The 18,279-nt window shown below is 47.3% G+C and carries 16 protein-coding genes; 12 read left to right on the plus strand and 4 right to left on the minus strand.

The window, feature by feature from the left end; genetic code table 11:
- Positions 1-2 precede the first annotated feature (2 nt).
- The gene (locus tag QW520_04765) at positions 3-824 is read right to left on the minus strand and encodes a universal stress protein (protein MEM0449114.1); all 822 of its coding nucleotides are present in this window, start codon (positions 822-824) and stop codon (positions 3-5) included.
- 337 nt (positions 825-1,161) lie between these two features.
- Here QW520_04765 and thsB point away from each other — a divergent pair, with 337 nt between their 5' ends.
- From thsB to QW520_04795, 6 genes are all read left to right on the plus strand, one after another.
- Positions 1,162-2,793: a thermosome subunit beta gene (gene thsB, locus QW520_04770; protein MEM0449115.1), complete on the plus strand. Its 1,632-nt coding sequence runs from the start codon at positions 1,162-1,164 to the stop codon at positions 2,791-2,793.
- 291 nt (positions 2,794-3,084) lie between these two features.
- Positions 3,085-3,990, plus strand: a complete 906-nt coding sequence (locus tag QW520_04775) for a glycosyltransferase family 2 protein (GenBank protein MEM0449116.1) — start codon at positions 3,085-3,087, stop codon at positions 3,988-3,990.
- Positions 3,991-4,061: 71 nt separating this feature from the next.
- Positions 4,062-4,562 carry a regulator of amino acid metabolism, contains ACT domain protein gene (locus tag QW520_04780; protein ID MEM0449117.1) on the plus strand — a complete coding sequence of 167 codons (501 nt, stop codon included), beginning with the start codon at positions 4,062-4,064 and terminating at the stop codon, positions 4,560-4,562.
- Positions 4,563-4,571: 9 nt separating this feature from the next.
- A complete protein-coding gene (locus tag QW520_04785) occupies positions 4,572-5,453 on the plus strand; it encodes a DMT family transporter (protein MEM0449118.1) in 882 nt (293 codons plus the stop codon).
- Positions 5,454-5,510: 57 nt separating this feature from the next.
- Positions 5,511-5,858: a hypothetical protein gene (locus QW520_04790; GenBank protein ID MEM0449119.1), complete on the plus strand. Its 348-nt coding sequence runs from the start codon at positions 5,511-5,513 to the stop codon at positions 5,856-5,858.
- Positions 5,773-8,001 (plus strand): PKD domain-containing protein, encoded by a 2,229-nt coding sequence (locus QW520_04795; GenBank protein ID MEM0449120.1) that lies wholly within the window; start codon positions 5,773-5,775, stop codon positions 7,999-8,001. Before QW520_04790 ends, QW520_04795 begins: the two co-directional genes overlap by 86 nt.
- A gap of 130 nt (positions 8,002-8,131) precedes the next feature.
- Here QW520_04795 and QW520_04800 read toward each other — a convergent pair whose 3' ends face one another.
- A complete protein-coding gene (locus QW520_04800; protein ID MEM0449121.1) occupies positions 8,132-9,838 on the minus strand; it encodes a hypothetical protein in 1,707 nt (568 codons plus the stop codon).
- A gap of 257 nt (positions 9,839-10,095) precedes the next feature.
- On the opposite strand from QW520_04800, the gene QW520_04805 reads away from it, so the two are divergent.
- Positions 10,096-10,923, plus strand: coding sequence for a type II CAAX endopeptidase family protein (locus QW520_04805; GenBank protein MEM0449122.1), 828 nt, complete (start codon positions 10,096-10,098; stop codon positions 10,921-10,923).
- A 247-nt stretch (positions 10,924-11,170) separates the two neighbouring features.
- Here QW520_04805 and QW520_04810 read toward each other — a convergent pair whose 3' ends face one another.
- On the minus strand, positions 11,171-11,785 hold the full coding sequence (locus QW520_04810; GenBank protein MEM0449123.1) for a hypothetical protein: 615 nt from the start codon (positions 11,783-11,785) through the stop codon (positions 11,171-11,173).
- A 195-nt stretch (positions 11,786-11,980) separates the two neighbouring features.
- Between QW520_04810 and QW520_04815 the strand changes: the two genes are divergently transcribed.
- From QW520_04815 to QW520_04835, 5 genes are read left to right on the plus strand one after another with little or no spacing between them, the layout of a single operon-like run.
- Complete coding sequence (locus tag QW520_04815) at positions 11,981-12,613, plus strand: corrinoid protein (GenBank protein MEM0449124.1); 633 nt, start codon at positions 11,981-11,983, stop codon at positions 12,611-12,613.
- 5 nt (positions 12,614-12,618) lie between these two features.
- Positions 12,619-13,680, plus strand: coding sequence for a uroporphyrinogen decarboxylase family protein (locus QW520_04820; GenBank protein MEM0449125.1), 1,062 nt, complete (start codon positions 12,619-12,621; stop codon positions 13,678-13,680).
- Positions 13,681-13,738: 58 nt separating this feature from the next.
- Complete coding sequence (locus tag QW520_04825; protein MEM0449126.1) at positions 13,739-14,767, plus strand: MtaA/CmuA family methyltransferase; 1,029 nt, start codon at positions 13,739-13,741, stop codon at positions 14,765-14,767.
- A gap of 9 nt (positions 14,768-14,776) precedes the next feature.
- Positions 14,777-16,420 carry a methylamine methyltransferase corrinoid protein reductive activase gene (locus QW520_04830; protein MEM0449127.1) on the plus strand — a complete coding sequence of 548 codons (1,644 nt, stop codon included), beginning with the start codon at positions 14,777-14,779 and terminating at the stop codon, positions 16,418-16,420.
- Positions 16,420-17,220, plus strand: coding sequence for a DUF1638 domain-containing protein (locus QW520_04835; GenBank protein MEM0449128.1), 801 nt, complete (start codon positions 16,420-16,422; stop codon positions 17,218-17,220). Before QW520_04830 ends, QW520_04835 begins: the two co-directional genes overlap by 1 nt.
- On the opposite strand, the gene QW520_04840 is transcribed toward QW520_04835, so the two are convergent.
- Positions 17,210-18,229, minus strand: a complete 1,020-nt coding sequence (locus QW520_04840; GenBank protein MEM0449129.1) for a DUF2111 domain-containing protein — start codon at positions 18,227-18,229, stop codon at positions 17,210-17,212. The two genes, QW520_04835 and QW520_04840, sit on opposite strands and share 11 nt — an antisense overlap.
- Between the last annotated feature and the right edge of the window lie 50 nt (positions 18,230-18,279).

Here is an 18,279-nt window from a genome sequence, read left to right on the forward strand (position 1 = left end):
ATTCAGCAGGGGACGACAAGGACCGGCACGGTGCACTTCCGCACCACCTCCTCAGCAGTGGAACCAAGCGCTGCGCCTCTAAGATAGGACATCTTCCTGGTCCCTATTATGACGAGAGAAGCATCGACCTCCTTAATTGCTTCCAGTATGTTGTAGGATATGGACCCGAAATGCACGTGAGAGCTGACTTGGCATTCTCCTCCCCTAGCTTTCTTTCTCATCTTGTCAAGGGCCAGCTTGACCGTGGCGAATCTCTTGTCATCACTTATATTGTATTTTGATGAGTCGATAACATGGAATAAGGTAGCTTCCTTAAGTCCTCGCATGCAGAGCGTATCGAAAAGATCCTCTAGATTGGTGGAGCACATGGGAATATCCACTGATACTAGGGCATGCCGAAAGAGGTGCTGCCCGATGCGACAAGCCGCCCCCTCCCCTTCAGGATATTTATCCAAGAGAACAGGCTTTGATGACCTGCGAATGACTCCGAAAGATACAGAGCCAACGAAGAATGCCTCTGCTCTGGATTTCCCGCCGGAGGCCATTGCGATCATGTCCACGGTGTCCTTCTCCGATTCCTTCAATATCTCTTCCACAGGGTCTCCCTGGCGTATGACCAGGGTCGCTTGAATTCCGGCATCATTCAGCTTGGAGCACATTTCATCAAGCTTCTTCTTTTCTTCATCCCTCAAGTTCCTTCCCCGTGCAAGGACATGGAGCACTGTAACTGATTTAGTCCCTATGTCTTTAAGCTCTCTGGCGCACTCGACCATCATGGCGCATTGCGGCGAGAAATCCACTGGGATGAGGACCTTCTCTAGCATCTACCTCATCATTCAATATGCGTGAAGGTATCATAAAATGCTCACATGGAAGTTAGGCTCTCCCCCATCTTAATCAACCCAATCGAGATTCCCTATAAAGAGGAAGCAGAACATCACTGATCGGCTTTTCATCATCCTCTACACTCGCATCATAGCATAGATAAGACGTCAATAGTTAGGTGAAGAATTGCAGTCGCTCCTCGAACCTAGGCAACTCCGACCCCGGCATGCTCAAATCGATGGAAAATTTTTATAGAAGAACTGATAGATACCGTCTTCGTCCTCAAAAATAACTATGCTCGCAGAGGATAACTTTGCTAATGGAGGATGATAGAACATGGCAATGTCTGGAACGCCTGTTTTAATACTCAAGGAAGGTACTGAGAGACAGCGCGGAAGGGAAGCATATCAAAGGAACATAGCCGTCGCCAAGGCGGTGGCCGAGGCGGTGCGAACCACCCTTGGGCCTAGGGGCATGGACAAGATGCTCGTCAACTCCCTTGGCGATGTGATTATCACCAACGACGGGGCCACGATCCTCAAGGAGATGGATGTGCAGCACCCCGCCGCCAAGATGATGGTGGAGATCTCCAAGACCATGGACCAGGAGTGCGGTGACGGCACCACCACGGCTGTGGTCTTGGCGGGGGAGCTGCTGAAGAAGGCAGAGGACCTCATCGACCAGGACATCCACCCCACGGTAGTGGCCAACGGCTATCGCATGGCTCAGAGGGAGGCCTTGAGGGTCATGGACGCCATAGCCACCCGCGTCAGCCCGGATGACGAGCAGATGCTAAGGAGGATCGCCACCACCGCCATGATGAGCAAGGCCGTATCCACCGCGCGCGATCACTTCGCCAAGCTTGCCGTGGATGCGGTGCTCTCCATCGCCGAGGAGAAGGACGGCAAGAAAGTGGTGGACCTCGACTCGGTGCAGTTCGTGAAGAAGGCGGGGGCCTCGCTGCTCGACACCTCCGTGGTGAAGGGTGTGATCATCGAGAAAGAGCCCGTGCACCCCGGCATGCCTAAGAAGGTGGAGAAGGCCAAGATTGCCCTGGTCAAGGCGGGATTCGAGATCAAGAAGACAGAAGTGGAGTCGAAGATACAGATCCGCGATCCGAAGCAGATGAAGGCATTCCTGGAGGAGGAGGAGGCGCAGTTCCGCCGCATGGTGGAGCGAGTGAAGAAATCGGGTGCCACCGTGCTGTTCTGTGAGAAGGCCATCGAGGACATGGCGCAGCACTTCCTGGCCAAGGAGGGTATTTTGGCGGTCAGGAGAGTCAAGGAGTCAGACATGGAGAAGCTCTCCCTGGCTACTGGCGCGAGGATCGTGGGCAAAGCGGAGGAGCTGGAGGCCGCCGACCTGGGCTATGCAGAGATGGTGGAAGCGCGCAAGATCGAGGAGGACTGGATGATCTTCGTCTCCGGCTGCAAGAACCCCAGGGCGGTCAGCATCTTCATCCGCGGAGGCACGAAGCATGTGCTGGAGGAGGCCGAGCGCTCCCTGGACGATGCCCTGAACGTGGTCAGGCTGGTGGTGGAGGACGGCAGGATCGTGCCAGGTGGAGGAGCAACGGCCGTGGAGCTCGCCTTGGCCTTAAGGGAGTATGCTGTCTCCGTCGGAGGCAGGGAGCAGATGGCGGTCAATGCCTTCGCTGATGCCCTGGAATGCATCCCCACCGCCTTGGCGGAGAACGCCGGCCTCGACCCCATCGACATTCTCATCGAGATGCGCAAAGCGCACAAGGATGGGAAGAAGGACGCGGGGGTGGATGTCTTCAGCGGCAAGATCGTGAGCATGATGGAGAAGAACGTCATCGAGCCGATACGAGTCGGCCAGCAGGCCATCAGCTCGGCCACGGACGCAGCCATCATGATCATGCGCATCGACGACATCATCGCCGCCAAAGGCACCTCCAAGGAGGAGGACAAGGATAAGGACAAGGACAAGAAGGGGAGTGCTAGCTGAGCGGAGGATCTTCGCTTAGAATAGGCAGCTTTACCATTAGCTGCCTGGTCTTCCTCCACTTCTTTTTAAAATTTTTTTTTCATTTTTTCCTAAGCATTTCATCGAGTTGTCCTTACTGATTCCTCCCCTTTATCCAAACCTTCCCATACCTAATTTTTGGTCCGCTATTCGATGCGCCTAAGGCGATGAAGGAATGAGGGAATCAAGATGCAACTTCAAAACGCACGACTAGGGAATGGTTGCGATAAATTCATAGTAAATATGCTACTATCGTTTCGAAATGAGGCAAGGATGGAGCGTGCGCAAATAAGGACCGTTGCGGTTATTCCGGCCTACAACGAGCAAAAGACCATAGGCAGCATAGTCCTGAAGGCCAAGCTCAACGTCGATGAGGTGTTGGTAGTCGACGATGGTTCGGTGGATGACACAGCCTTGCTGGCAGAGATGGCCGGGGCCAAGGTATTGAGGATGCCTCACAACTCCGGAAAGGCGGAGGCTTTGATGTCGGGACTGCGCTATGTAGCAGGCAATGGCTTCGAGGCAGTAGTGATGTTGGATGGTGATGGGCAGCATGACCCCTCTGCCATACCAGATCTTATCAAACCAATATTAGAAGGGAGTGCTGATCTCATCATTGGCTCTCGCTTCCTCAACGGTGGCGATGGCATACCTCGGTATCGCAAGCTAGGCCAGACAATCCTTAATAAGACTACTTCCTTTGGCGCTAAGGTCAAAGTCACCGATACCCAATCTGGTTTCAGGGCTTTGTCACGAAATGCCATGCGTCATTTGGATTTCGAAGCTGATGGATATGGCATCGAATCTGCCATGATCACCTATATGGCAGAGAGGGGTCTGAGGATTGCTGAGGTCCCTATAAATGCCGATTACGAGGTCCCCAATGGACATAAAAAGAAGCCTTTGCCCCATGGCATGGGCGTGCTGAATGCGGCCGTGGGGTTAATAGGATATCGTCGTCCTCTCCTCCTCTTCGGAGTGCCAGGCTTCTTCATGGCCCTGATGGGCATGATATTTGGGCTGCTGGCTATGAATGGGGTATTCGTCTTCGGATGGGGTTGGTTGTTCCAATCAGTAGGCGCAATGATGTTCGTCATAGTTGGCTTGATGCTGATGATCGCGGGTCTGACCCTCAATTCCCTAGTGGCCTTGATGCGCTCCTGCCGCAACAAGATCTGAAGAGCCCTTGGCGCTGTCTATCGAGCTCCCTGCGAAATCCTAATACGCTCCTCCGCTATCATTAGGCTCGTATGTGGAGCTCACTCTCGAAGTACTTCGGACGATTCCCTTCGCAAGCCAAGGTGGCCAGGATGCTGCTGGAGCTCGGCTTGCGCGTGAGCAACGGCAGCGTATATTGCGGGGACATCGAGCTCTCGGACTCCGCCATCGGCAGGGCGGCGGGAGTGGACAGGCGGATCGTGCGCTCCACGGTGGAGACCATTGAATCTAATCCTGAGCTCATTTCAGTCTTCGGCAAGCTGCGCTCCACCGCCATGCTCAAGGACGTGGCGCCGGTCATGGGCTGGTCCGCTATAGAGATAATACCCGTGAATGCGCAGATAGTGGGCATAGTGGCCGACGTCACAGGCGTCATCGCCAAGGCGGGCATAAGCATCCGCCAGACCATAGTCTCCGACCCAGAGCTGAGCACCGAGCCCAGGCTGTACGTCATCACGGAAGCGCCGGTCCCACCTGAGATAATCCCGGACATCAAGGCCTGCCGGGGCGTCAAGAGCATACTCATACATTGAGGTCTTGCCGTGTCGGCCGAGAGACGAAAGGCCTTTCTCGTCCTGCTCCTGGCCGTATTCTGCTTCTCTTTCTCCTCCATATTCATCAGGATGTCGGAGGCGCCGGCGCCGGCCATCGCGGCCTACCGCATGGTCTTAGCCACTCTTCTCATCGCCCCTTTCGCCCTGCTGCGGCTGCGCTCTAAGCCTCTTACTTTGGGCAGAAATGACGCCTGGTTCCTGCTCGCCACCGGCCTAGTCCTGGCGCTACATTTCCTCTTCTTCGTCAGCGCAGTACAGAACACCACCGTGGCCAGCGCCACCGTGCTCATCAACTCGCACCCTATATTCGTCGTCTTCTTGGCTTTCCTATTGTTGCATGAGGGCAACAGGTTCACCACCATGGGGGCCTTGGTGGGGGTGGCAGGCATAATCGTCATCTCCCTCGGAGATCTAGGGTCGGGGAACATCGCAGGTGACATGCTGGCCGTCTTGGGGGCGGCGATGGAAGCACTCTACATAATCATGACCAGGTTCATGCGGAGGAAGGTGGACATCATGACCTTCGTGCTCTTGGTGAACGGAGCTTGCGCGGCATTCCTGGTTCTTATATGCGTAGCCACAGGCGTCCCGCTATGGCCTTATTCCGAGCGGGAATTGCTGCTATTCCTCGGCATGGCGATAATCCCGGCCACCCTAGGCTATACCCTCTATAATTGGTCGCTCAAATATCTTCTAGCCCCTCAGGTGAGCGTGACGCAGTTGGGGGAGGCGCTGTTCGCCAGTGCCATGGCGGTAGTGCTCTTCTCCGAGTTCCCCTCCGCCAGTCTGTTGCTCGGAGCCCTGCTGATAGTGACAGGCATATATTTGGCGGTGAGTCGGCGAAAGAGGGAGAGCTTGGAAAATATTTAAGCTCGAAATATTCGCGCTGTTCATGCGCCTTCTCATGCTTTTAAATCAAATCTTCTCATGCCTCTTGTCGGGAGAGAGGATGATAAGGGGCGAGGCGGGGCATCTCAGCATATCATGAGCATCCTTATTGCCCACCATGCCCTAGGCACGTCTTTATGGGATAGGGGTTTTAACGTCATTAAAATCGAGAGCATAATTAACAATGGTAAAATTAACCATGGTATGAATGAAAAGATAAATGTACTTTCTTCAGAAAATATTTTCTTTGATTTTTTTACAATGTTAAGGAGGAATATTGAGATAAGGGGGGATATAAGAAATGAAGATAGTTGTTGCGGTATTGACAGTTCTGTTGCTGGCAAGTGCGCTCAATGTGTCGCTCATTTCTCCAGTTGCAGGATCTGATAGCGGTTTGATGGGATATTGGAACTTCGATGAGGGCTCTGGTTCGGTGGCTCATGATTCCAGCGGGCACGGCTTCGATGGTGCTCTGATAGGCTTCACCGCGAATCCCTGGACCACAGGCAGGCTGGGCGGAGGATTGGCTTTCGATGGCTATGGCTTCGTAGACATCGGTAATCATCCTGAGCTCAAACCATCTATGGCCATAACCGTGGAGGCATGGGTAAAATACGATGTCTTTTTCCTTGACAACAAAGGCCATGCCATTATCAGCGAAGGGGAGTATTATCAATCGACAGGATTCATGGTATACCAAGCCACAGGCTCTCCTTATAACAGGGTGCAATTCTTCATTTGCACCGAGAATGGAAAATTCATCGGGTTCTCTTCATCGACTCTATCCACGGGCGTATGGTATCATTTGGCCATGACCTATGATCGCTCCTTCCTGAGGTTGTACATCAACGGCTATCTAGACTCAACGATTGCAGCCACGGGCCGTATCGATTGGATCCCAGAATACAAGTTGCTGATCGGCAGCACTTATACGGAATCCGGAGCCAAGTTCAAAGGCACAATCGATGAAGTGCGGATATGGAACCAGGCCATGGTGCCGGTGAGATTCACGCAAAGTGGGCTGGATACCACGGCAGTAGGAACCGTGGTATCCGTGGCGGACCCCGTTAACCTGGCGTATGCGCATCTGCCTCACGTGCTCATGGTCAAGCCAGGTACCGAAATAGGCTATGACTTCAAGGATGTGGTGGGCAGCAGCGTGCAGGGGCGTTATTTCAAGCTCTTGAGCGTTAATCCAGCAGAGCCTTCTACTGTTGTCACCTCTCCCATGACCATCACAGGCATCTATAGTACCCAGAACTATCCTGTGGCCAATGCTGGCGGGCCGTATACCGCGATCGAAGGCTCACCTATAACCTTCAACGCCTCCGCTTCTTCTGACCCCAACGGGGATCAGCTTAGTTTCCGCTGGGATTTCGATGGCGATGGGATCTGGGACACCAATTACTCCTCCTCTGCCACGGTGGAACATACATGGTTCGATGATTACTCAGGGCAGGTGCGTGTGGGCGTATCTGACGGGAATGTGGAGTCACTCGCCTACGCCACAGTTAACGTGGCCAACGCGGAGCCCAAGCCTGATGGGATGGACGATGTCGCAATGGAGGAGGGAAAAATCTTCGCAACATGTAGCAGCTTCGCCGACCCTGGTGAGGACATCTGGTGGGGCTTGGTCGATTATGGAGACGGGGGAGGGTCGCAGCCATTGGCTCTTGCCGGAAAGAACTACAACCTCAGCCATATGTACGTCGATGATGGTGAATACATTCTGAACGTGACCGTAGGTGATGATGATGGAGGAATCGGCTCGGCTTCAGCGACGATCAAGGTGAACAACGTTGCCCCACAGATACTCTCCGTGGAATGTCCGCTGGATCCGGTCAGGATAGGTTCGGCTGTGTATTTTAAAGTCACATGGACAGACCCTGGTGTGTTGGATACCCAGGTCGTGGAATGGAGCTGGTCTGACGGCTCCTCCACTTTAATAGAAATAAATACGGGCGGGAATGGCTCGTCCACCACTCAGCACACTTTCACATCACCAGGCGTGTACCTAATCACGGTCAAGGTGACGGACAAGGACGGGGGGAGCGATTTGGCAGCATGCGAGAATTATGTCGTGGTCTACGATCCCACCACAGGCTTCGTCACTGGCGGTGGGTGGATATGGTCCCCGGCGGGAGCCTACACGGCCGACCCGACATTGAGCGGGAAGGCCACCTTCGGCTTCGTTTCGAAATACCAGAAAGGGGCCAATGTGCCTACAGGCAACACTGAGTTCCAGTTCCATGTCGCAGGCTTGAACTTCAAGAGTAGCAGCTATCAGTGGCTGGTGATAGCCGGGACCAAGGCCATATTCAAGGGCACGGGCACCATAAACGGCGAGGGCAGCTACAGCTTCATGATATCAGCTATAGATGGAGGCACTAAAGCCCCGGACATGTTCCGAATAAAGATTTGGGATGCTGCAACGGGGGAACTGGTCTATGACAACATGCTGGGTGCCTCGGAGACGGCGGACCCCACCACGGCCATTTCTGGGGGAAGCATAGTCATCCATACCAAGTGAGCCATGCCAAATCCAATCTTTTTTTTTATTTCTTTTATTTACCACATAAGCCTCGATGGAAATGATACAAGAGTTTTCCGTGAAATTAGAAAGAAAATGAAATAAGAGGTTTGAGCCCCCAGCTTCGCCATCACATCTGCGTGACGGTTATGTTGCTGAAGGTGGCGCTGTGAGTGGCACCATAGCCAAAAATCCCGTAGAACACCTGCAGTGCGTGCATGTCCGCCACGAAGGTCATACCTGCGGGCGACAGTTCGATGGTGTTCCAGTTGCCGTCGGTCTCGAAGCCCTGCCATTTGCCATTGATTCTCATATAAGCCTCACCAGTGATATCGCTGGTGGCATGCAGGAATATCTCGATTTGATATATGCCTCCGGTATTGGCCGTATCATCGCTCTGCCATGGGTCTACCCCATCCCTGTCCCACCACACGCGATGATTACTCCATGGGACTGGCGGTACATAAGGCAGGTTATAATCTCCCTCTCCAGCACCTCCCCTCCTCTGTAGTATCAGTTTGTCATCGAGGTCCAAGGAAGGCATTCCCACAGGGTCAGGATCGAAGGTGTTTGCGCTCCAATCATAATCTGTGGCTAACCACACGCCAGCTCCCTCAAGGATCGGAGTTCCTGCTTTATAGGTGAAGTACATCGCCCAATTGGCCCCAGGGAATTGATATCCATTCGCCCATGCGCTCTCGCAGCGGTCGATGACCTTGTAGCATACGCTGAGCTTGTAGATGAGCCCGGCAGGATTACTGTAGGCGTCGCCCCAACTGAAGTAGTTCAAAGCGCGTAGCTGCAGCTCATTGCCTCCTGGCACTATGATTCCCGCGGGCACGGGGAATTGCTCCACAGTGGACCATTCCTGATGGTCCGGGCCATCTTTGTTCATATTGCCATCGCCACCCAGGACCACTCCATTTATGCCGATCACATAGGCATTATCGGCATTGGATGACAACAAGCTGGCTTGAATGTCGAAGGCATTGGAGGGCAATGTGAACTTCTCCCGGAACCACCAGCCGCCCTCAGGTACAGTGTTGTATTCCTCCCCGGGGTCGGTGAGCTCGGTCCGCCATATCCAGTAAGCGCCAGGTATGGTCGGCCAGGATGGGTGGGCCCAGCAATGGACTGCTGGATACCAAGTGCTGTTGTCGCCTGACCACTCGGTGTTGGCATCGCTCACGATTTGCATACAGTATTCTGATACGTGGATCAATTCCGCGTGCGCGGCCACGTAAAGGTCTTTGGTTGGGTCCTTCAATTTGCCCTGCAATTCGTAGCAATAGAGCTTCTCAGTTACTGGCGGAACGTGGCACATGCCCATGGGGAACTTCCCTGGGATGGGGTTGCCGGTTTTGGTCTGGGGTATTCCCTTCATACTATCCGCCACGGCGGCATGCGTCTCCGTCATATACCATCCTTCGGCATCCACCACGAAGCGGATGTACAGCCTGTCGTTCACCCTCCACACTTCCACTTGGCCTACGTCGAGATACTTACCCGCCATTAGGTCGACGGTCTTGGTGGCATAGACCGCTCCCGAAGGATTGAAGTCGTCCGAGCCCACGGATCTCATGCCCAATTGGGCCCAGGCATGCGCTGAGCCACCGACATCGTCCACCATTCCTCTCGCATCATAGGTGAAACTTATCACTATGTCTCCCTTGGTCAAGTCCCAGATCTCGTCGAAATGGTTTTTCTGAAAGCCTCCCGACACCGTTACTTCGCCATAGTTCGAGGATCCCCCTCTAACCTGCTCTCCCAAAAAGATCCCGGCCAGTGCCGTAAGCAGGAAAGAAATGGCGATGAATGTAGCTATCGCTTTTCTCATGTGCTATCCTCCTCCCTATTTGCTCGTTTAAGAGCGTTTAATAAAAAATTAGAGCCTCAAATTTATAAATTTAATTTCAAACGGTTGGAGGAGTTGTGAGATTGATTTTGTTTGAACCGAACACACAACATTAATGAAATATTGATGCAGGCCAACAGGAAAAGTACTTACCTTCACGCGATATTAAAACCATGATGCTTTAGGCGTGGGGATTAGGGGGCCAAAACGATGAGAAACAACCTGGAGGGGTAAAGGTTTTGAGCATCAGGCAGTCAGAGAACCGGAATTTAATTTTGTTCTTCGTAATCACCTTCCTGTTCACGTGGTCCTTCTGGGTGCCACAGGCATTGGTGTCCACGGGCATTTTGTCCCTTCCTGCCCCCCTGTCAGATTTCCTATTCAGCCCTTTTAACCCGGCCGCCTTCGGACCCCTGGTCTCAGCCTTCATCCTGACCTACTTTAAGGAGCGAGGAAAGGGTGTGAGGATTCTCTTAAGGAGAGGTGTGGATTACAAATTTGACAAGAGGTGGCTGATACCGATCTTCTTCTTTTTCCCTGCCCTCACAGGGGGCGCGCTCCTGTTGGCCGTGCTGAGCGGGGATGACATGCCCGGCCTGACGGCATTATCGAATCCCGCGTCCATCCTGATGGCGTTCGTCTTCATATTCTTCCTCGGAGGCCCATTCCAAGAGGAATGGGGCTGGAGGGGATACGCCCTGGACAGGCTGCAATCAAGGTGGAACGCTCTCTACTCTAGCATCATTTTGGGGTTGTTCTGGGGGGCCTGGCATCTACCTTTGTTCTTCATCTCCGGGACCATCCAATCCCAGACCCCGATATGGGGCTTCATGATCCTGATCATGTGTGGGACCGTCTTCTTCACTTGGGTATATAACAACACTGGAGGTAGCATATTGGCCGCCATGCTTTTCCACACTACCAACAACCTATCGTTCTATTTATTTCCGACTCTTCAAACACAATTGGGAGGACTTTATCTTTTGGTATTAAATATAATAATTGTAATAATTATTCTAGTTATTTGGGGGCCAAAGACATTGAAACGTGTAATGAAAAATAATTAACAAATGAGAAATAAATATAAAATTTTATTTAAAAGTATTTTTATTATAAAATATAACTAAAATTTTTCTAAGTTATTTTGGCTGTCAATGAGTGACAGTACTCATTTGTTTATTCGATTTATAAGTGCAATTTTTTTAATTTGAATATTTTTTAAAACAATTTGTTCCCAAGAAGCTTGTATTTTATTAACTATTAAAAAATAATTATTATGGATTTTGTATCATTTTATAATTTATCATAAAAAATTCACAATTCTTTTATTAATTTTCGAAATTTTATTTCATTTATTTTATCATAAAACAACTCGATATTATAACCTAATATTTCGAGAAATAATTTTTGCTTTCCTTTAAGCTCAAAATCTAGCATCTTCGGCACTTTAAAATGGACATTATCATAATTAAAAAGTACCAAAAAATCGGCAAATCTTGTATTTCTTATAATAAGATCTTTGAAACTTTCTAAAAGAATCATTATCTCATTTAATTCTATAGTAAAAAAAATATAATACTCAATTTTTTCAAAATAGGTTTCGATTATCTTTCTGACAGATAACAAATCGGCGGTAATTGGAATTTCCAATACGATAAAATTTATGGAATCCTCATTCTTATATTCATTTAAGATATTTTCCAAATCTATTTTTGACGTACAGCAGAAACAACCACTTGTTATGTATTCATTGTGCACTTTAATTTCGCGATTTTTGCAAGAACTTAATTCCAAAGGCTCAGCGATCTCTCGAATAAATAAAATATCATTCGCATTAAGAGTATTAAATATATTCATTAGTGTCCATTTTATTATAATCTCCTTCGTCAATCTATTTATGCCGCCTACTAATATTACTCTTTTAATCATTGCTTGATATCATCCATATTTATTATTTAACTTCTAATTTCTATCATTCAATTTTTAAAAGGGTTCATAAACAATTTAATCAACTAAATGTAAGTGGGTTGGTTTAACCCACCATGAAAATGCTTATTACATGACTTTTTAAAAATTAATTGAGCGGAGGGGAAACGAAATCCCCAATCGCTAAGGGGGTATTTAATGAATAGCGTGTTTGAAAAATTGGAGAAAGCAGTCCTTGATATGGACGAAAACCTGGCTAAAAGCGCTGCCAACGAGGTTCTTTCAAAGAAACTCGATGTGGTTAGCGCGATTAATGATGGGCTAGTTAAGGGTATGAAGATTGTTGCCAGTAAATATGAAAAAGAGGAAATATTTCTCCCTCAAGTGTTGGCTTCCGCTAACGCCTTTTATGCGGCTTTTGACATTCTTCGGCCCCATATGTTGACAGGCGCTAAAACAGTGGGGAAGAAAGTAGCCATCTGTGTGGTCGAGGGGGACATCCACGATATTGGAAAAAATCTAGTAAAAACAATGATCGAAGCCAATGGCTATCATTGCATAGATATGGGTCGAGACGTACCCGTTGAAGATTTTGTGCAATGCATTGTCGAAAACAAACCTGAATTCGTGGCAATGTCAACATTGATGACGCCAACGATGAAAAGCATGCGAAGAGTAATTGAGGGCATGGTGGAAGAAGATGTTCGAGAGGGTCGCAAGGTTATGATAGGTGGAGGGCCCGTAGATGCAGAATTTGCTGATGAAATAGGAGCTGATTTCTACGGTGAAGATGAGAATGAAGCGGTAAATTGGCTTAAGTCACAGGGGTGATGAAAATGACTGAAATGACTCCGTTACAAAGAGTAGTAACAACAATTCAAGGAGGTATTCCCGATCGAGTACCAGTAATTTTGTATTTCCAGTCGGCTGCTCAATATGCAGCAGTAAGAGATGATAATACTTGGTATGAGTTACTTAATAATTCGACTAAGCTATATAAAAATATAGTACAACAATATGAATATTATGGAGCGGATAACTTCTTCCTTCCCTTAGATTTCAGGGTTGATGGAGAAGCTTTTGGCAGTAAATGTGAGTATTTATTAAAATGTGGAGGCGGAATGAGGATGCCAGTTGTGACTCAGTTCGCCATTCAAAGCAAGGATGAAATCGATGATTTGGAAATACCTGATCCAAAGAAAGCTGGCAGATGTCCAATAATACTTAAGACCATTGAAAAATTGAGCTCGAAATATGGTAATAAAGTACCAATTGTGGGTTTCATCAACTCTCCACCAGATGTGGCGACGGACATAATCAAAGGACATTATTCAACTGTACTTCCAATGATGGCAACTGACAAGGCATCCTTGCATAAGTTATTAGCAAAGATCACAGAGTTCGAAATAGAGTTTGGAAAGGCGATGGTAGCCTCAGGAGCACATGCATTGGCAACTGTTGGAGGGGGATTCAATCACCTGACTATTGGGCCGCAGCAGTTCAAGGAATTCGTAGCTAAATATCAGGCGCAAATAGTAAAAGGGGTAGGGGTACCTTATTGTTTCCACCAATGCCAAGATGCTACGCCGTTTTTTGACGATATCATAGGGACAGGTGCTGGTGCAGTGGCTTTCCATGAACTTGTCGACTTAAAATGGGCTAAGGAGAAATATGGGAAGAAAGTCATACTGGCTGGAAACCTTGGCGTCTCTGAGTCTCAGAGTGTGGCTTACGGTGGTACAGCGGAGGAAGTGGAAAGAGAAACGAAGAGAATTATTGAAATTGGCAAACCAGGAGGGATGTTCTGGTTTAGTGCAGGTTGTGAAGTACACCATGCCCTACCGGAGAGGAACATACTCACTATGATAAAAGCTGCCAAAAAGTATGGTGCTTATTGATTAAGCAACTAAGAGATAAAACATCAAGCCTAATGATAAGATAGCGGAGGCTGAGACTCTGAATGAGAAGGACAGGCTCTTTAGAGTGCTAAATCAAGAAAAAGTGGATAGAATACCTTGTGTCAGTCCATTGCAGACAGGGACTTTAGATTTAATGAAAGCATCAGGAGCTTATTGGCCTCATGCTAACAACGATGCCGCTCTTATGGCTAAATTGGGAAAGGCTGCATACGAGTTCGCGGGCATTGAAAGCGTAAGGATTCCATTCGACGTCTCAGTCGACGCTTCAGCTTTTGGCGCTTTAACTGGTAAAGAGGGCATAGATCGCCAACCTTCAATTTTAAAGGCTCCCATCACCAGTCAGGAGGAACTTAATGCAGCTAAGATTCCTGATCCATACTCTGCAGGCCGTGCACCGGTTGTGCTTGAGGCAATCAAATTGTTATCAAAGGATCCAGAATTAAAGGACGTACCGATAATTTGTGCTATTGTAGGACCTTTCATGCTCGCTGGTCAGCTACGCGGTTCACAAGAAGCAATAATGGATGTAGCTCTAAAGCCAAATTTCATAAAAGGAATTCTGGAAAAAGCTACAGAGTGGAATATCGAATTTGCAAAAGCTGCTCTAGAATCAGGTGCAGACGTTATTGCTGTTATTGATGCAACGTCAAGTGGTGATGTTCTTGGTCCTAGCCAATATGCTGAGTTTGCAATGCCATACCAAAAGAGGGTTAATGAGGCAATTTGCAAAGCAGATGGATATTCAATCCTTCACATCTGTGGTAAGACCTCCAAGAATATGCAATTCATGCTTAAAACGAAAGCAAATGGAATAAGCGTGGACCAGCAAATGGATATCGGATGGGTGAAGCAACAGCTTATTGGTAAAGCAGCATGCATAGGTAATATAAGTCCAACTTCAACTCTTTTGTATAAGAAACCCTCTGATGTAGAGATTGAAGTTAAAAGGGTGATTTCGGCTGGAACAGATATTGTAGCTCCAGGTTGTGGTTTCGCTCCAGAGACCCCGCTCGCTAATATGAAGGCTATGGTGGAGGCAACAAAAAAGTACGGTTGCATTGGCTAGGTGCGACAAATGGCAGAGAGATATGGCGTAGCGATTGATATAGGGACAAGTGGTTTAAGAGCTCAAAGCATAGATCTCGAAAGTAAAAGGGTCATAGCTACAGCGATAACTTTGCGCCATCCATTACCTGGTGCAAATGTTATGGATCACCTTCATTTCGCTATTGATGTGGGGCGAGATTTTTCTCATCGTTTAATCATCCGAGCACTTAACGCCCTTTTGATGAAAATTGGAATTGATTTAAGGAAAGTTGAGAGAGCTGCTGTTTGTGGCAATCCGATTCAGCTTTCCCTCTTCCAAAATATCGAGATCCGTGATCTTGCTTATGCAGGCGATCGTGCTAAGGCAAAATTAGGCGTCGAGAATATAAAAAGGGATTCAAAAATAGTAAAGGCTGGCAATTTTAATCTGGAAATGAATCCAGAAGCGGATATTATTATACCTCCTGCAGTGAAGCATGAGATTGGGGCTGACGCATTGGCAATGATGTATGAAACCGATTTCCTTAAGTATCGTGGTGTGGCCATGGTCACTGACTTCGGAACGAACGCCGAAATGGCATTGAAAGTCGGAGACGAGATATATACAGGTTCTGCTGCTGCAGGGCCTGCAATAGAGGGTCAGCATATAAAAATGGGCATGCTCGCTGCACCAGGGGCTATTTCAGATGTCAATGCAACTTCTGATGGAAAATGGCAGACCTTTGTCTTGAATGAACAGATGTATGCTGTCCTTTCTGACATAGTCAATCCTTTAACAGGAGAGGTAATAAGTCCAGCTCAAATTCCGGTAAAAGGCATAACTGGTACTGGTGTTATTGGTTTAGTAGCAACCGGTCTAGACACCGGTTTGATGAAACCTGGCAAAATGCTCACACCTGATAAAATTATTAGATTGCAAGGGGGGATATCATTTGATGAAGAAGATTTCATTGAGGTGGGAAAAACAATCGCAGCTTTCACCTCAGGTCACATAACATTGGCAACAGAATGTGGTATTTCGCTTCGAGAAATCAAATCGATGTATATGTCTGGAGCTTCGGGAACCTATATGTCCTCTCCAAAGGCAGCGAGAATTGGTCTGATTCCTGGTACAGTAGAAAGAACAGTTCAGGCGGGAAACACATCGCTGGCATTATCTCGTGATTTAGTCCGTCAGCCTGAATTAATAGATAAGATTCAGGAAATGGCTAATTCTATTCGCGCGAAACATATCATGTTTGCCAACTCTAAGACCTTTGAGAACGCTTTCGCAGTGGAATTGGGTGTTTGGACTCAGGGGATGTCTACCGAGAATGAAGACAAAATGTTGAAACATTTTGGTCTCGAGTCAAGACCACCTCTGAATCGTAATATAGAAGTAATCAGGTTGGTACAGCGGGATATCCAGGACATTGGTGAAAAAGGTTTGACCGTGGTGCATGACATTGGAATAAAATTAATTGGAGAATTTGAGGGTTGTATTGGAGACGGGCGATGCGTCAAAGCGTGCAACGAAGATGCAATTCAAATTCAAAAAATTAAAGAAAAATGGAATGTTATTATTTCATCAGATAAGTGCATGGGCACGGCCTGCAGGCGTTGTGAGCGAGCTTGTAAACTGAAAATATTGAAATTGGAGAAACTGAGGATTGTAGGGGAAGGCGCAAGCTGATGCCTGGAAACGGTAAGATCTTAGCTATTGTGGGCTGCCGTTTGTTCGAAGACGAACTAGTTCATGTCTTGATAAACGATGAAAAAATTAACGAGATATTCATCGTAGACAATGAAGATTCAAAAAATTTACTGTGCAAATTATTTAAGAAGAGAATTAAAGCAAACATTACCACAATTTCAGAAAATGATTTATCGAAGTTAAAAGCACTGAAAGGATATTCAGTTTTAGTATGGGTAAAATCTATGGCTTTGCATCAAAAGCCAGATCGACTTAGAGAGGACATACTAACAACCCTTAAAAAATTAGAACCGTTTGTTGACGCGGTACTCCTATTTTATGGACTTTGTGGAAATGCTTTCAAGCACATCGAAAAAGATGCGGGTGATTTTAAAATCCCAACTATTATACTTCGTGATGAGAAAGGACAGATTGTGGACGATTGCATAGGCTGTGCTTTCGGAGGCGTGGAAGAATACTTTAACCAACTTAGAAAATCAGCGGGTACCTTTTTCCTCACACCTATGTGGGCAGCTAATTGGCGTATCTTGTTTCATAAGGTCCAGATATTGCCCGATCCTAATGATGTTGAGGGAGCTAAATACATATTCAAATGTGTTGGTTATAAGAAAGTGGTAAAAATAGATACTAGTCTGGGTGATGAAGAAGAATTTGAAAAGCAGGTGGATGAGTTTTCAAAGCTTTTCGAGTTTGAGAGAGGGGAAATAAAATGTGTGCCAAAAATAGTTGAGTCTTCCTATTTGATGGCAAAAAGAGCCGCAATTGGCTCTATTCTTTAATGCGGCTCATCCATTCAGCATATGATCCGCGGGTAATGTCGAATACGCCTACTACTGCTATAACTTCATTTTTTCGAATTAAAGGTACAGCCAGAACAGGGCAACCTCTATATTTTCCAGCTTTTGAAATGCGTCGTAACACGGTTCCTTTTTTCAAAGTTTCTTCTAGAACAGGGCCTGTGAAATTGGTTTCAATAATTTTGCCGTCTTCGCATCTAACCCCATAATGATTTCTGCTTCTCATAGTAACTGGAAGTCGACCAACGATTTCGTGAACCATTAACGCAATGCTCTTAATGTCTTCTTCCTCGTTTTCTTCAGAAATAATTTTTTCAATTTTTTCAAGGCAACCATTTGAGGTATCAGTGAGAGAGAGACCAGCCCTTATAGCTCCCATTTCTGCTGATGAATATTCATCAGCACCGGCAATAATTAGAACATCACCATCCTCGATAGTAAAGAACTTCCTCAAGGGCTCAATGTGTTTTTGGTCTGGAAAACGTTCATCTGTTGGAAAAATCACCTTTCCATTTTTCGCTACTAATATTATGGCTCCTTTGGCTCCTACTTTGACGGCTTCATCTCTTTCGCGGATGCCATCTTTAACTCTGTCCGCTGCTTTTCTAACAAGTACACAGCAATTAAATTTCCCAATAGAGAGTTCTACCCAACCTAATTCTATTATTTCCATCCCAAGTTTTTGGAACTTTTCCTGCCCTCTTTGTGTGATTACAGCACCCCGTTTCGTTAATTCTAAACAACCTTCTTTGGTTAAGTGTTCTAATAAGGTCCTAGTACTAGCTTCACTTAATTTCATCATAGAAGCAAGAGTTCTTCTACCGATTGGCCCGTTTCGTCTTACTAAATCAAAGCATTTCCAAACATGGTATAGATTGAAGTTTGGGTGAGGTCCTTTATGGACATGAATATTGAATTCTAAGGCCACAATTATACTTATTCGTCGTAATTGCATATCACATTTTTGGTTGATAAAAATGAATTTGCTCATGGACCATTATAATGACCGAAATTTACACAAATTTTGAATTTACAGTTGAT

It is taken from the genome of Methanomassiliicoccales archaeon, assembly GCA_038740345.1.
In the GTDB taxonomy this organism is placed as follows: domain Archaea; phylum Thermoplasmatota; class Thermoplasmata; order Methanomassiliicoccales; family UBA472; genus JAJRAN01.

Bases quoted from the DNA above. Each gene is read 5' to 3' on its own strand.
- QW520_04810 (MEM0449123.1), bottom strand. From the start codon at position 11,785: ATGATTAAAAGAGTAATATTAGTAGGCGGCATAAATAGATTGACGAAG.
- QW520_04835 (MEM0449128.1), top strand. From the start codon at position 16,420: ATGCCTGGAAACGGTAAGATCTTAGCTATTGTGGGCTGCCGTTTGTTC.
- QW520_04780 (MEM0449117.1), top strand. From the start codon at position 4,062: ATGTGGAGCTCACTCTCGAAGTACTTCGGACGATTCCCTTCGCAAGCC.
- QW520_04795 (MEM0449120.1), top strand. From the start codon at position 5,773: ATGAAGATAGTTGTTGCGGTATTGACAGTTCTGTTGCTGGCAAGTGCG.
- QW520_04830 (MEM0449127.1), top strand. From the start codon at position 14,777: ATGGCAGAGAGATATGGCGTAGCGATTGATATAGGGACAAGTGGTTTA.
- QW520_04840 (MEM0449129.1), bottom strand. From the start codon at position 18,229: ATGAGCAAATTCATTTTTATCAACCAAAAATGTGATATGCAATTACGA.
- QW520_04765 (MEM0449114.1), bottom strand. From the start codon at position 824: ATGCTAGAGAAGGTCCTCATCCCAGTGGATTTCTCGCCGCAATGCGCC.
- QW520_04815 (MEM0449124.1), top strand. From the start codon at position 11,981: ATGAATAGCGTGTTTGAAAAATTGGAGAAAGCAGTCCTTGATATGGAC.
- QW520_04800 (MEM0449121.1), bottom strand. From the start codon at position 9,838: ATGAGAAAAGCGATAGCTACATTCATCGCCATTTCTTTCCTGCTTACG.
- QW520_04775 (MEM0449116.1), top strand. From the start codon at position 3,085: ATGGAGCGTGCGCAAATAAGGACCGTTGCGGTTATTCCGGCCTACAAC.
- QW520_04790 (MEM0449119.1), top strand. From the start codon at position 5,511: ATGCCTCTTGTCGGGAGAGAGGATGATAAGGGGCGAGGCGGGGCATCT.
- thsB (MEM0449115.1), top strand. From the start codon at position 1,162: ATGGCAATGTCTGGAACGCCTGTTTTAATACTCAAGGAAGGTACTGAG.
- QW520_04820 (MEM0449125.1), top strand. From the start codon at position 12,619: ATGACTGAAATGACTCCGTTACAAAGAGTAGTAACAACAATTCAAGGA.